The 13,995-nt window shown below is 28.3% G+C and carries 14 protein-coding genes; all 14 read left to right on the top strand.

What is annotated here, in order from left to right; all coding sequences use genetic code 11:
- The first annotated feature begins 96 nt into the window (after nucleotides 1-96).
- The 14 genes from QML81_RS02210 to luxS all read left to right on the top strand — a co-directional run bounded on the left by QML81_RS02210 (nucleotide 97) and on the right by luxS (nucleotide 13,994).
- A complete protein-coding gene (locus QML81_RS02210) occupies nucleotides 97-702 on the top strand; it encodes a TPM domain-containing protein (protein WP_281951561.1) in 606 nt (201 codons plus the stop codon).
- A complete protein-coding gene (locus tag QML81_RS02205; protein WP_281951560.1) occupies nucleotides 699-1,184 on the top strand; it encodes a FixH family protein in 486 nt (161 codons plus the stop codon). Before QML81_RS02210 ends, QML81_RS02205 begins: the two co-directional genes overlap by 4 nt.
- Nucleotides 1,181-3,514 carry a PD-(D/E)XK nuclease family protein gene (locus QML81_RS02200; protein WP_281951559.1) on the top strand — a complete coding sequence of 778 codons (2,334 nt, stop codon included), beginning with the start codon at nucleotides 1,181-1,183 and terminating at the stop codon, nucleotides 3,512-3,514. The genes QML81_RS02205 and QML81_RS02200 overlap by 4 nt, the downstream gene beginning before the upstream one ends.
- A 144-nt stretch (nucleotides 3,515-3,658) precedes the next feature.
- Nucleotides 3,659-6,373, top strand: a complete 2,715-nt coding sequence (locus tag QML81_RS02195; RefSeq protein WP_281951558.1) for a RecB-like helicase — start codon at nucleotides 3,659-3,661, stop codon at nucleotides 6,371-6,373.
- An 87-nt stretch (nucleotides 6,374-6,460) separates the two neighbouring features.
- Nucleotides 6,461-6,880: a 50S ribosomal protein L13 gene (gene rplM, locus QML81_RS02190; RefSeq protein WP_281951557.1), complete on the top strand. Its 420-nt coding sequence runs from the start codon at nucleotides 6,461-6,463 to the stop codon at nucleotides 6,878-6,880.
- A 3-nt stretch (nucleotides 6,881-6,883) separates the two neighbouring features.
- Complete coding sequence (rpsI, locus tag QML81_RS02185; protein ID WP_281951556.1) at nucleotides 6,884-7,273, top strand: 30S ribosomal protein S9; 390 nt, start codon at nucleotides 6,884-6,886, stop codon at nucleotides 7,271-7,273.
- 40 nt (nucleotides 7,274-7,313) lie between these two features.
- Entirely contained in the window at nucleotides 7,314-7,715 is a 402-nt protein-coding gene (locus tag QML81_RS02180) for a rhodanese-like domain-containing protein (RefSeq protein ID WP_281951555.1), read from the top strand.
- A gap of 119 nt (nucleotides 7,716-7,834) precedes the next feature.
- A complete protein-coding gene (locus QML81_RS02175) occupies nucleotides 7,835-9,334 on the top strand; it encodes a peptide-binding protein (RefSeq protein ID WP_281951554.1) in 1,500 nt (499 codons plus the stop codon).
- Complete coding sequence (locus QML81_RS02170) at nucleotides 9,331-9,978, top strand: HAD family hydrolase (protein WP_281951553.1); 648 nt, start codon at nucleotides 9,331-9,333, stop codon at nucleotides 9,976-9,978. Before QML81_RS02175 ends, QML81_RS02170 begins: the two co-directional genes overlap by 4 nt.
- Before the next feature lie 127 nt (nucleotides 9,979-10,105).
- On the top strand, nucleotides 10,106-10,663 hold the full coding sequence (locus tag QML81_RS02165) for a pyruvate flavodoxin oxidoreductase subunit gamma (protein ID WP_281951552.1): 558 nt from the start codon (nucleotides 10,106-10,108) through the stop codon (nucleotides 10,661-10,663).
- A 10-nt stretch (nucleotides 10,664-10,673) separates the two neighbouring features.
- Nucleotides 10,674-11,075 (top strand): 4Fe-4S dicluster-binding protein, encoded by a 402-nt coding sequence (locus QML81_RS02160; RefSeq protein WP_281951551.1) that lies wholly within the window; start codon nucleotides 10,674-10,676, stop codon nucleotides 11,073-11,075.
- An 11-nt stretch (nucleotides 11,076-11,086) separates the two neighbouring features.
- Entirely contained in the window at nucleotides 11,087-12,304 is a 1,218-nt protein-coding gene (locus tag QML81_RS02155; RefSeq protein WP_281951550.1) for a 2-oxoacid:ferredoxin oxidoreductase subunit alpha, read from the top strand.
- A gap of 18 nt (nucleotides 12,305-12,322) precedes the next feature.
- Nucleotides 12,323-13,321 carry a thiamine pyrophosphate-dependent enzyme gene (locus QML81_RS02150; RefSeq protein WP_281951549.1) on the top strand — a complete coding sequence of 333 codons (999 nt, stop codon included), beginning with the start codon at nucleotides 12,323-12,325 and terminating at the stop codon, nucleotides 13,319-13,321.
- Nucleotides 13,322-13,445: 124 nt separating this feature from the next.
- Entirely contained in the window at nucleotides 13,446-13,994 is a 549-nt protein-coding gene (luxS, locus tag QML81_RS02145; protein WP_281951548.1) for an S-ribosylhomocysteine lyase, read from the top strand.
- Nucleotide 13,995 lies beyond the last annotated feature (1 nt).

Genomic DNA, 13,995 nt, shown 5'->3' with positions numbered 1-13,995 from the left:
TTATGGTAGATAAATTAGAAGCAATAATTGCCTGGATGCTGCTTGGAACAGCAATAATAACATTGTGGGCAGTAGCAACTCCTTTTCACGCATATGTTGGTTAATATAAAAAATAGGGGGCTAATTGCCCCTATTTTTCTTTTCTTTATATTTATAACTTCATTAAATGCTTCTTTTGTTATAAAAAATGACAATATTCTGCCCGAAAAGACAGTCAATAAAATAGAAGAATTAGGAAATGAGCTTTTTAAAAAAACTGGAGTTTCAGTATATTTAGCTGCTATTCACTCACTAAATGGAAAAACAATTAAAGAGTATGAAGAGAATTTGAGCAAAAACTTAAATAAACCTTTTATTTTATTAACTATATCTATAAATGATAAAAAAATAGATATTATAAATTCAAAAGAGTTAAATAATAAATTTGATAAAGAACAGGTTTTGAGTCCTTATCCTTGGAGTGGAACAATTTTACCTTTATTGACAGCAAAGAGTAAAAACCCAAAAGCAAACATTGAAGCTGCGTTATTAAACGGATATGCTGATATTGTAGAACAAGTTGCAAATTCATACAATGTTAAATTAAAATCAGCTATTGGAAGTCAAAACAAAATAGTTTATGAGATATTAAAAATCCTTTTTTATGGAATAATTCTTTTAGTTTTAGCAAAATATATGTATGGGAGAATAAAAAGAAAATGACAAAATCTAAAGAAAAAAATTATTGGCCTCATTTTATAGTTGCATTAGTCTTTTTTGCAATTGGATTGGGTGTTTGGACAATAAAAGCTGCAATAGATAATCCGGTAGAATTAGATAATAGTTATATGTTAAATTATCATGCAGTAGATGAAGATATAAATGATATATTAAAAAAACAGCATATTTTTGAAAAAAATTATGATTTAAATCTATTAACAAACAAAATAAATGTAGGGAAAAACAAACTTGAGATAGTTTTAAAAGATAAAAATGGCAAAGTTGTAAAAAATGCAAAAATAGATATTTTAGTTACAAGGCCAGATACTACAAAATATGATAAAAAAGTCACTGCTAAATTTGAAAATAGAAAATATGTTGCAGATGTAGATTTAGAGCATGAAGGTAGATGGAATATCATCATAAAAGCAAAAATAGATGATGCACAAGGTTTTAAAACATTTAAATTAACAACTCTTCAATGATTTTAAAAGTTTTTCCAACTGCAAGATCCCTTAGAAATTATAGAGATACTCTATTAAAAACAGACTCTTTTTTACCAAATCTATTAACAATTGGTGATTTTGAAAAAAAAGCAGTAGTTGTTAAAGATAGAGTTTTAATAGATGATGATACAAGAGTTGTTTTATTAAAAAATGCTGCAGATTTTAAAGAGTTCAAAAATTTAAAAATAGAGGATGAATTTTTCTCATTTATAAAAAATAGTGACTATTTTTTTAGATTTTTTGAGGAATTATCTCAAGAGAGAGTTGATATTGAAAAACTTTTTGAATTTGATGTATATGCAGAATATTATGAACATTTAACTATTTTAGAAAAACTTCAAAAAAGATATATAAAAGAGTTAGAAAAAAATGGCTTTTATGACAAGATTATATTACCGAAAATTTATAAAATAAATGAAAATTTTATAAAAAATTATGAAAGAATAGAGATTTTTGTAGAAGGGATTTTGACAAATTTTGAACTTGAGATATTGGAAAAAATTTCAAATATAACTGAACTCATTTTAATAGTAAAAACAAGCAAATATAATCAAAAAGCTATAAAAAGATTTGAAAAGTTTGGTTTTGAATTTGAAATTGATAAAGAGTATGAATTAAATATTACAAAAAAAGAGATAAAGGTTATTAAAGAGCTTTCTTCTCCAAAAGAGATAACTTCTATTAAACTATCAAATAGTGCTATGCAGGTATATTTCATTAAAAAAAAGATTTATGACTTTATAAATACTGGACTTCTTCCTGAGAAAATTGTTGTAATTATGCCAGATGAAAGTTTTAAAAACTATCTAAATCTGTTTGATGAGATAAACAATCTTAACTTTGCAATGGGGTTTGATTTTAAAAATAGAAAAATTTTTAAAATATTATCTCTATTTGAAAAATTCATATCAAATGATCATATAAGATACGGTTATGAAATAGAGAAATTTAATATAAATGAGCTATTTAATAAATGGAAAAAATATATATATGAACATATAGATTTTGAAACTTATACTAAATTTATTAATGATTTTAAAGAGTTTGGAGATGAAAAAGATATAGAAATAATAGATGAGAAACTATATGAATTTCAATATATATACAATTTTTTACATGATTATAGTTTTAAAAAAAAGTTACATCTATTTTTAAATAGATTAAAAGATGAAAAAATAGAAGACAATAGTGGGGGTAAAATTACTGTAATTGGTTCACTTGAGACAAGAGGTAGCCAATTCGATGGAGTAATTGTTGTTGATTTTAATGAGGGAAAAGTTCCAAAACCAAGTCAAAAAGATATATTTTTAGATTCTAATATTAGAAAAAAAGTGGGTTTACCAACTTCTAAAGATAGAGAAGATTTACAAAAATATTACTATTATGAACTATTTCGCAGTGCAAAAAAAGTATCTATCTGTTATATTGAAAATGATGTTGATACAAAAAGTAGATTTTTAGATGAGTTAGATGTAAAAAAAGAGGATTTTAATGAAGAGGGTATAAAAAGCTTTTTTATAAAAAAGTTTCAAAAAAAGGATAATTCTAAAGAGATTATTTTAGAGTATGATTTTAAAAAAACAAAGATATCTCCTACAAAACTAAAGGACTTTTTGGAGTGTAAAAGAAGATTTTATTATAAATATATTCAAAATATAGAGGATTTTGATATTCCATCATTGATTCCAAAAGAGAATGAGATTGGAAATATTATTCACAATATCTTACTAAAACTCTATAGCAAAAAAAGAAGATATTCTGACATAGAAACGATTCAAAAAAGTTTTTTTTCATTGATTGAAGATGAGAGTAAAAATAGAAATCTTTTTTTTAAACTTCATATGAATATATGGAATGAAAAGATAAAGAAAGTATTAGAAAATGATATAAAAAGATTCAATGAAGGCTTTAAAGTATATCAAGTAGAGAGAAAAAAAAGTATAAATTATAAAGGTTTTATACTTGAGGGGAAAATAGATAGAATAGATTTTAATGATGAATATTATCAAATTATTGATTATAAAACAGGAAAAATTGATAATAAAATAAAAAAAGATTTATCAAAAGTTAACGATTTTCAGCTTACATTTTATTATCTTTTATCAAAAGATTTAGGTGATATTGAAGGTGCTTATTATTATGATTTGAATGAAGCAGTTTTAAAAAAAGAGATGCAATTAGATGAAAAAATAGAAGAACTTGGAAAAATTCTAGAAAGTTTGAATAAAAAAAATATTAATTTTAGCAAATGTGAAGAGGAGAAATTTTGTAGATTTTGTCCATATAAGATTTTATGTGATAGAGATTGATAGGGGATTAGTGGAATAGGGGCATAGCGGGATAGTAGAGAAGGGATTAAGGTTGAAGGCAGAAGGTTGAAGGAAAACCAATTCCAATTTCCAATTACCAATGTCTAATATCCAATGTCCAATCAGATTTTTTAAAGGTTTTAAATGGAAAGACTCTTAGCTTATGAAGCAAGTGCTGGTACTGGGAAAACTTTTGCTCTTGTGGTTAGATATTTATCTCTTCTTTTTCTTGATGTAAATCCGTCAAATATTTTGGCTTTAACTTTTACAAATAAAGCTGCTAATGAGATGAGAGTAAAAATTTTAAATAGATTGAAAAATCTAAAAGATTCTGATGAACTAAAAATAATTTCTCAATTAACTAAAATAGAGACTAAAGATATTTTAAAAAAACAGCCACAAATTTATAAAAAACTTTTGGATTCGGATATAAAGATAACCACAATTGATAGCTTCTTTACAACAATTTTGAGAAAATTTGCAATGCATACAGGATTGTCTCCAGATTTTAGCATATCTTCCAAAGAGGATATAGAAAATCTCTATCTAAACTTTTTAAGTTTTGTATATAGATTTAATAAAGATAAAAATTTAGTTAATCTCTTTTTATTGGAAAGAAAAAAATTAAAAGATATCTTTTCTCTTTTTGAAAATCTTTATGAAAATATGGTTGAAATTGAGTTTGAAAGCAATGTTGTTTCATTAAAAGGATATGAAAAAGAGGTTTTTGCTTCATTTGAAAAAATAAAAGATTTTATTTTAAATTGTCCAAAAGCATCAAATAGAGCTCAAAAATCTGTTCTTTTAGAAAATATTGATGAAATTTTATCAAAGAAATGGCTTGAAAAAGATAGTTTAAGTGAATATTCAGATTTTAAAAAATGTTTTAGTGATGAACTCGATAGCTATTTTTTTGAACTGAAAAATGCTTTAAAGTCTTATATCTATGCAAAAGAGAGTATATATTTAAAAGAACTTTATGATCTATTTTTACTATTTAAAGAGGTAAATATTAAAATAAAAAAAGACAGTGACAGATTAACATTTAAAGATATTGCAGTTTTTGTTTATAGACTTTTACAAACTTCAGTTAACAAAGATTTTTTATATTTTAGATTAGATTCAAAAATAGATCATATTTTAATTGATGAATTTCAAGATACTTCAATTTTACAATATAAGTTATTGGAGCCTTTTATAGAGGAGATTGCATCTGGAGAGGGACAAAAAAAGAGTAGATCTTTTTTTTATGTTGGTGATGTGAAACAGTCTATTTATAGATTTAGAGGGGGATTTAAGGAACTTTTTTATTTTGTGGCAAATAGATTTCATATAAAAACAATCCCAATGGATACAAATTATAGAAGTGATATAAATATTGTTGAATTTGTCAATGAAATTTTTGAGCCAAAATATAAAGAGTTTTTTGGTCATTTTACAAAAGTTAAGCCAAATAGTAAAAAAAGCGGTTATGTAGAGGTAAGAAAATCTAAAGAGGTTTTAGATGATTTAGTTGATATGGTAAAAAAACTATTAAATGAAGGAGTCTTGCAAAGAGATATTGCAATTTTATGTTTTAAAAATGAAGAGATTTTGCAAGTCGAAGAAAAGTTAAAACAAAATATACAAAATATAAAGGTTGTAACTGAGACAAGTGCAAAACTATTAAATCAAAAAAATATATCCGCAATTGTAGAGTTTTTAAAATATATCTATTTTAAAAAAGATATCTTTTTGGAAAATTTTAGACATATTTTTGATATTAAAAATGAGATTGATATAGAAAACTATATATCTTTACAACACACTCCAGCTATTTTGGCAAAAAAAATTATAAAAGATTTTTCAATAGATTTAGATGAAAATATATTAAAACTGATCGATATTTTAAATGGTTATGAGAGTGTTGGAGAGTTTATTTTTGATCTGCAAAGAATTGATGAGAGTGTGATTTCATTTTATGAAGAGGGAATAAAAGTATTAACAATTCATAAATCAAAAGGTTTAGAATTTGATCATGTAATAGTTTTAGATAGATTAGGCGCACCTGGAGGTGGTGGAGGTAGTTTGGTTTATGATTATGATGGAATTGAATTAAAAAGAGTTTTTTTTAGAAAAAGTGGTAGAGAAAAGGTTGATAGTGAATATAGATTAGCATTAGAAAAAGAGAAAAAGTTACAAAAAGAGGATCTCTTAAATAGTTTATATGTAGCCTTTACAAGAGCAAAACACACTTTGATTGTTTTACAAAAGGAACAAAAAAGTGCATTTGAAATACTCAATTTAAAAGAGATTAAAACTGGAGAAATTGTTGCAAAAGAAGAAAAAAATAGTGAAAAATTGGATAAAAAATTTGATTTTGAAGAGAAATTTTATGGACTTCAAAATATAAGAACGAAAAAGAATAAAAAAATTTTTACAAAAGAGACACTATTTGGAGAATGCTTGCATTATATATTAGAAATGGTAGATTTTAGCAATCTTAACTCTATTGATAAAGCATTAAATGCTGCTTATAATAGATATGGAAGATTTTTAGAAAAAGAAGATTTTAAAGATTTAAAAAATAGAGTAGAAAATCTCTTAAAAAATGAACAATTTAAAAATTATATATCTTCGGCAAAAATATATAAAGAGATTCCTCTTTCATACAAAGAGGATATGAAAAGGTTAGACCTTTTAATCGAAAGAGATTTAAGAAATATCGTTATTGATTATAAAAGTTCAAAAGAAGGAATCTATTCTCATAAAAAACAGCTTAGAGAATATGTAGAGGCTGTAAAAAAAATAACAAAAAAAGATACTGATGGAATAATTTGTTATCTTCTTTTTGATAAAATTGAGTTTGAAAAGGTTTAATACTTAAAAAAAACTAAATTTAAGCTAACTTTAATAAAAAAATGAGTATCATCACACTCACTAAAAAGCTATAAAAGGTAGCCGAACATGAAATTTACAAGATCAATTAAACCTGAAGAGGTAAAAAGAGACTGGATTGTTATCGATGCCGAAGGGAAAACATTCGGTAGAGTTATAACTCAAATTGCAACTCTTTTAAGAGGAAAGCATAAACCTTACTATACTCCACATGTTGATTGTGGTGACTATGTTGTTGTAATCAATGCATCAAAAGTAAATGTAAGTGGAAATAAATTGCAAAATAAGATGTATCATAGACATACTGGTTATTTTGGAGGAGTTAAAAGCGAAAAGCTTGAAGAACTTCTAAATAAAAACCCAGAAAAACTTTTTAAACTTGCAACAAGAGGTATGCTTCCAAAAACAAAACTTGGAAGAAAAATGCTAAAAAAATTAAAAGTATATGCTGGAAGCGAACATCCGCATACAGCTCAAGTAAAGGGATAATAGATGGCTAAAGTATATGCAACTGGCAAAAGAAAAACATCAGTAGCCAAAGTTTGGCTAACAAATGGAAGTGGAAAAATAGTTGTTAACGGTATGAGTCTTGATGAGTGGCTCGGAGGGCATGAGGCTATTAAAAAAAGAGTTAAACTTCCACTTGCTTTAACAAAAATGGAAGGCAGTGTTGATATTGTTGCAAAAACTCTTGGTGGTGGTTATTCTGCTCAAGCTGACGCTTTAAAGCATGGAATATCAAAAGCTTTAGTAAGTTTTGATGAATCGCTAAGAGCTATCTTGAAGCCTCAAGGATTATTAACAAGAGATTCAAGAGTTGTTGAAAGAAAAAAATACGGAAAACACAAAGCAAGAAGATCTCCACAGTTCTCAAAAAGATAATTTTTCGGGCTTTTGCCCGCCCTTTCTTCAAGGAAAATCTATGAAAAGATTTTTAATACTACTATTTTTATTTTCAGGATTGCTAATGGCTGGTTTAAAAGATTTGACTCCAAAAGATGTTGAAAAACTAAAAAATGAAGGTGTTGTTATTATTGATATAAGAACTGCTCCAGAGTGGTCTCAAACTGGTATAATTGAGGGAAGCAAACTAATAACTTTTTTTGATATGTATGGAAATTATGATATTGATAAATTTATGAAAGAATTTTCAAAATATGTACCAACGAAAGATACAAAATTCATTCTGGTTTGCAGAACAGGAAGTAGAACAAAATCTGTTGGCGATTTTTTGGCAAATCAGCTCGGATATAAAAAAGCTATGCATTTAGCTGGCGGAATATATGCATGGATTAGGGAACAAAAGCCGGTAGTTAGGCATTAGTGTATTGGTTATTGGTGTATTAGTAATTGGTAATTTAATATTGGATATTGACTGTTTTTTTCTATACTTTTACTAATAACTAATTACCAATATACCAATAACTAAATTTAGGATTTTCAATGAAAAAAATTGCCCTTCTTTTAATAATTGCATTTTCTCTTTTTTCTTCTACCCTTCATTTATCTATAAGTGCAAATCCAAGTAGAATAAATCCTATTTTAGCAACAGATAGTGCAAGTGGAGAAATTTCAGGATGGATATTCAATTCATTAGTTAAATATGATAAAAATGGAAATATTGTTGGTGACCTTGCTAAAAATTTTAAATTTATAGATGATAAAACTTTAATTTTTAATCTAAGAAAAAACGTAAAATGGCACGATGGTGTAAAATTTAGTGCAAAAGATGTACTTTTTACCTATAAAACGATCACTTCTCCAAAAGTATTTACTCCATATGCAAGTGAATTTAGATATGTTAAAAATGTTGAAATTGTTGATGATTATACTATAAAAGTAACATATAAAAAGCCCTATTTTAAAGCTCTTGAGACTTGGATGATGGGGATATTGCCCGAACATCTATTAAAAAATGAAAAAGATATAATGACAAGCAGTTTCAATCAACATCCAATAGGTACTGGACCATATAAACTTAAAAAATTTAAAATTTCAGAAGATATTATTTTAGAGGCAAATGAAAATTATTTTGAGCATAAACCAAAAATTCAAAATATTGTTTACCATTTTATACCAGATCCATCTACCCAATTTCTTATGCTAAAATCAAAAAAGCTTGATGTTGGAGGACTCTCTCCGCTGCAATTAGAAAGGCAGATTGATAAAAGTTTTAAAGAGTATTATAAAATAATTGAACAACCATCTCATGGATATACATATCTTGGATTTAATTTAAAAAAGGAAAAATTTAAAGATAAAAGGGTTCGAGAAGCTATTAGCTTGGCAATAGATAGAAAAGAGCTTGTTGATATTTTGTTTTTCTCTCATGGAAAAGTTTGCACAGGCCCTTTTATGCCAAATACATTTGCATTTAATGAAAATATAAAAGCTCCAAAAAAAGATCTCAAAAGAGCAAAAAAGCTTTTAAAAGAGGCTGGATATGATAAAAATCATCCATTAGTTTTTGAAATAGCTACAAATTCCAATAATTCTATAAGACTTTATGCAGCACAAATTATTCAATATCAACTCTCAAAAATTGGTGTAAAAGTAAAAATAAAAGCTATGGAGTGGCAGGCCTTTTTAAATACAATAGTTCATCCAAGAAATTTTGATACTATTTTACTTGGATGGGGCCTTGGTTTAACTCCAGATGCATATCCACTCTGGCATAGCAAATCAGATAAGCCAGGAGGCTTTAATCTTGTAGGATATCATAATAAAAAGGTTGATAGATTAATAGAAAAAGCTGAAGTTACAGTAGATAGAAAAAAACTATCACAAATTTATAAAAAAATATTTGCAATAATTGCAGATGATCTTCCATATATATTTTTGTATATTCCAAACTCTATAACTGCTGTTAATAAAAATATAAAAAATGTAGAACCATCCATTGTAGGAATTTTTCATAATGAAATCGATTGGATTAAACCGTGAAAAAAACAACAATCCTTTTTGACCTTGATGGAACTCTTATTGATTCTACTGAGGCAATTTTAGAAAGTTTTGATTATGCATTTAAAAAAATTAATCTATCTACTCCATCAAAAGAGAAAATTTTATCTTTAATTGGCCATCCTTTAGATTTTATGTTTTTTCATCTTGGAATAAAAAAAGATATTGAAAAATTTGTAAAGGCATATAAAGAAAATTATAGAGTTATTTCAAAATTTAAAACAAAACTTTTGCCTTATGCAAAAGATAGTATTGAATATGCACACTCTTTTGCAAAGCTTGGAGTTGTTACAACAAAAACTGGTCTTTATTCAAAAGAACTATTAGAATATTTTGAAGTATCGAAATTTTTTGATGTTGTAATAGGAAGAGAAGATGTTATAAATCCAAAACCACATCCAGAACCAATTTTAAAAGCTATGCATTTTATGAACTCTTTAAAAGAGCATACATGGATGATAGGTGATACATGTTTAGATATTGAATCAGCAAATGCTGCTGATATTAAAAGCATAGCACTAACATGTGGATATGGCTCTTTAAATGAATTAAAAAGATGTGCAATCCATATTAAAAATGACTCATTTGAAGCAGTAAAGTTTGTAAAAAAGTGTGAAAAAAATTGAAAAAAATCTATATTAAATACACTTAACATACTACACTTATAACATAATAAAGCCTTATTTAAGAACAAAATGATTACAATTAAGCAACAAACTATATTTATTTTTTTATAAAAGAAGAGGAGTTATTATGTTAGAGATTAGATGGCATAGCCGCGCTGGACAAGGTGCTGTAACCGGAGCTAAAGGTCTTGCCGATGTTGTTGCAAATACGGGTAAATATGTACAAGCATTTGCGTTTTACGGTTCGGCAAAGCGTGGAGCAGCAATGACTGCATATAACAGGGTTGATGATAAACCAATATTAAACCATGAAAAATTTATGAGGCCAGATTATGTACTTGTTATAGATCCGGGTCTAACATATACTGCAGACATTACTGCAAATGAGAAAGATACAACCAAATATATAATCACAACACATTTAAGCAAAGAAGAGCTTATAAAGTCTCAACCAAAATTAGAGGGCAAAGATGTTTATGTTGTTGATTGTATGCAAATCTCTCTTGACACAATTGGAAGAGCAATTCCAAATGCTCCAATGCTTGGTGCTTTGATGAAAGTATCAGGTATGTTTGAACTTGATTATTTTCAAGATGCTATGAAAAAAGTTTTAAGTAAATTTCCTCAAAAAATAATAGATGCAAATATGGCTGCAATTGAGAGAGCCTATAACGAAGTTAAATAAAGGATAGAAAATGGCAAAAGATATTAAAGATTTAGGTTGGAATGAGCTAATTCCTGGAGCAGCTCTTTTCTCTTTTGAAGAGCCGGTAGAGGATGTTGTTGAGGTAAAACCTGAAGAGAGACCATATGCTCCAACAAACTCTCATGAATATAGTGTTGGTGATTGGAGGGTAGAAAAACCTGTTTTTAATAGAGATCTATGTATTGATTGTCAATTTTGCTGGGTTTTCTGTCCAGATATAGCAATACTTAGTAGAGATAAAAAAATGATAGGAATACAGTATGATCCATGTAAAGGGTGTGGTATTTGTGTTGAAGTTTGTCCAACAAATCCAAAATCTCTTTTAATGTTTCCAGAGCATATGGAAAATGAAGAGGCTTTAAAAAATTGGCCTAAAAAAGAAAAGAAATAAAGGAAAAGAAGATGGCAAAAAAGTATGAATTAAATGAAGTAGAGGTTTGGGATGGAAATATGGCTGCAGCTCAGGCACTTAGACAAGCTCAAGTTGATGTAGTTGCAGCATATCCTATTACTCCTTCTACACCGATAGTACAAAATTATTCAAAATTTTTAGCAGATGGTTATGTAGATGGTGATTTTATTATGGTTGAGAGTGAACACTCTGCTATGAGTGGTTGTGTTGCAGCAAGTGCTGCAGGAGCAAGGGCTGCTACTGCAACAAGTTCTCAAGGTTTTGCTTTAATGGTTGAAGTATTATACCAAGCAAGCGGTATGAGACTGCCTATAGTACTGACAGTGGTTAACAGAGCGCTTGCAGCTCCATTGAATGTTAATGGGGACCATTCAGATATGTATTTAGGTAGAGATGCTGGATGGATAAATCTTTGTTCATACAATCCTCAAGAAGCTTATGATTTAACTTTAATGGCTTTTAAAATTGGAGAGGATTTAGATGTTAGACTTCCAGTAATGGTACATCAAGATGGATTTATCTGTTCTCATACAGCACAAAATGTAAAACCTTTACAAGATGAGGATGCAGCAGCATTTATAGGTGAATACAAACCTGTAAATACGATGTTAGATGTTTCTAACCCTGTAACACATGGTGTTCAAACAGAAGAGGATTGGCATTTTGAACATAAAGCAAGACAGCATAATGATTTAATGAATTCAACAAAAGTGATAAAAAAAGTTTTTGAAGAGTTTAAAGATTTAACAGGTAGAGAGTATGATTTAGTGTATAAATATAAAATGGATGATGCAGATATTGCAATTTTTGCTCTTGGAACTACTGTTGAGAGTGCAGAAATTGCAGCTGACAAAATGAGAGAAAATGGAGTAAAAGCTGGTGTTGTAAGTCTTAGAGTTTTAAGACCTTTCCCATTTAAAGAAATAGCTGAGGCTCTATCAAATATTAAAGCAGTTGGTATTATGGATAGAAGTGCTCCAGGTGGAACTATGGGAGCAATGTTTAATGAAATAAGTGCAGCTATGCTTGCAACTGGAAAATCTCCAATTCTTTTAAATTATATTTATGGACTTGGCGGAAGAGATACAACAATTGAACAGTTGTTAGATATTTATAAACAGTTAGATGAATGTGCAAAAGCTGGTGAAGCTAAGTATCCATTACAGCAATTTATTGGGCTAAGAGGTCCAAAACTTAGCTTTTTTTAATCAAGCAAGGAGAATAAAATGACTAAAAAGATAAAAAATTTAAAAGAGTTTTCTCTTTCAAATGATAGATATGAAGGCGGGAACTTAATGTGTCCCGGGTGTTCGCACAATATTATAGTAAGAGAAGTATTAAATGCAACAAATGATCCTGTAATTGTTGCAACTGCAACGGGATGTTTAGAAGTTTGTACAGCTGTATATCCAAGAACAAGTTGGGATGTTAGTTGGATTCATATAGGGTTTGAAAATGCAGCAGTTGCTATTGCAACAGCAGAAGCAGCATATCAAGTATTAAAAAGAAAAGGAAGACTTCCTGAAGCTACAAAAAAGATGATAGAAGAGGGACGTGAGCCAAAATTTGTAGCATTTGGTGGTGATGGTGGAACATATGATATAGGATTTCAGAGTTTAAGTGGAGCATTTGAAAGAGGCCACAATTTTATGTATGTATGTTTAGATAATGAAGTATATGCAAATACTGGTGGTCAAAGAAGCTCTTCTACTCCTATTGGTGCAAGCACAACAACAAGTCCAGCTGGAACTGTCAGCTATGGTGAGAAGATGATGAAAAAAAGCATGGTTGAAATAATGGCTGACCATGGAGCTCCATATGTAGCACAAGTTAGTCCATCTAAATGGAAAGATTTAGTAAAAAAAGTTCAAAAAGGTTTTGAAGCAAAAGGGCCAGTTTATATTAATGCTCAAAGTGCTTGTACAACTGAGTGGAAACATGCTCCAGAAGATACTATAGAAGTTAGTGACCTTGGGGTTGAAAGCTGTGTATGGCCTCTTTATGAAATCATTAATGAAAGAGATGAGCATGGAATTATCTATAGTACAAAATTAAATATCACTTATAGACCTAAAAATAAAATACCTGTTGAAGAGTATCTTGCTGCTCAGCCAAGATTTAGACATCTATTTAAACCTGAAAATAGACATATTATTGACTTGTGGCAAAAAGCTGTTGATACAAGATGGGAAAATCTTCAAAGAAGAGAAGAGGCAGGAGTATAAAAATCGCAATAATGCGATTTGCCTCTTTTTTTATTTTAAATAAAAATTAATACTATTTCTTCATTTTCTGCAATCCTCGTTTTTTATTTATGATAAAATTTCAAAAAATATATAAGGATTAATTATGCCATTACTTGAGAGTTTTATGGTTGATCATACAAAAATGAATGCTCCTGGAGTAAGAGTAGCAAAGGATATGCAAACTCCTTGTGGAGATAATATAAGAGTTTATGATTTAAGATTTTGTAAACCAAATGTTGAAATCATGAGCGAAAAAGGAATTCATACTTTAGAGCATCTCTTTGCTGGTTTTATGAGAGATCATTTAAACAGTGAAACTGTAGAAATTATTGATATATCTCCAATGGGATGCAGAACTGGATTTTATATGAGCGTTATTGGAAAACCTACACAATTAGAAGTTGCACAAGCTTGGGAAAAAAGTATGAGAGATATTTTAGACCTAAAAGATATTAAAGATATTCCAGAGTTAAATATTTATCAATGTGGAAGTTGTTATATGCATTCATTAAATGGCGCTCAAAAAATAGCTAAACATATTATTGAAAAGGGTATAGGAATAATGGATAATAAAGAATTGGCTTTGGATTTAAGCAAGATTGATATCCATAAATGTGATGTAAATCCTGAAGAGATTATTGTAATAGGATAAA

This window comes from Nitrosophilus kaiyonis, assembly GCF_027943725.1.
GTDB lineage: Bacteria > Campylobacterota > Campylobacteria > Campylobacterales > Nitratiruptoraceae > Nitrosophilus_A > Nitrosophilus_A kaiyonis.
Note: the sequence above shows the minus strand (reverse complement) of the source record. Positions and strands in the feature narration are given on the sequence as shown.

Excerpts from the sequence above, each read along its gene's own strand:
- QML81_RS02205 (WP_281951560.1), top strand. The coding sequence starts at position 699 with ATGACAAAATCTAAAGAAAAAAATTATTGGCCTCATTTTATAGTTGCA.
- QML81_RS02200 (WP_281951559.1), top strand. The coding sequence starts at position 1,181 with ATGATTTTAAAAGTTTTTCCAACTGCAAGATCCCTTAGAAATTATAGA.
- QML81_RS02195 (WP_281951558.1), top strand. The coding sequence starts at position 3,659 with ATGGAAAGACTCTTAGCTTATGAAGCAAGTGCTGGTACTGGGAAAACT.
- rplM (WP_281951557.1), top strand. The coding sequence starts at position 6,461 with ATGAAATTTACAAGATCAATTAAACCTGAAGAGGTAAAAAGAGACTGG.
- rpsI (WP_281951556.1), top strand. The coding sequence starts at position 6,884 with ATGGCTAAAGTATATGCAACTGGCAAAAGAAAAACATCAGTAGCCAAA.
- QML81_RS02180 (WP_281951555.1), top strand. The coding sequence starts at position 7,314 with ATGAAAAGATTTTTAATACTACTATTTTTATTTTCAGGATTGCTAATG.
- QML81_RS02175 (WP_281951554.1), top strand. The coding sequence starts at position 7,835 with ATGAAAAAAATTGCCCTTCTTTTAATAATTGCATTTTCTCTTTTTTCT.
- QML81_RS02165 (WP_281951552.1), top strand. The coding sequence starts at position 10,106 with ATGTTAGAGATTAGATGGCATAGCCGCGCTGGACAAGGTGCTGTAACC.
- QML81_RS02160 (WP_281951551.1), top strand. The coding sequence starts at position 10,674 with ATGGCAAAAGATATTAAAGATTTAGGTTGGAATGAGCTAATTCCTGGA.
- QML81_RS02155 (WP_281951550.1), top strand. The coding sequence starts at position 11,087 with ATGGCAAAAAAGTATGAATTAAATGAAGTAGAGGTTTGGGATGGAAAT.
- QML81_RS02150 (WP_281951549.1), top strand. The coding sequence starts at position 12,323 with ATGACTAAAAAGATAAAAAATTTAAAAGAGTTTTCTCTTTCAAATGAT.
- luxS (WP_281951548.1), top strand. The coding sequence starts at position 13,446 with ATGCCATTACTTGAGAGTTTTATGGTTGATCATACAAAAATGAATGCT.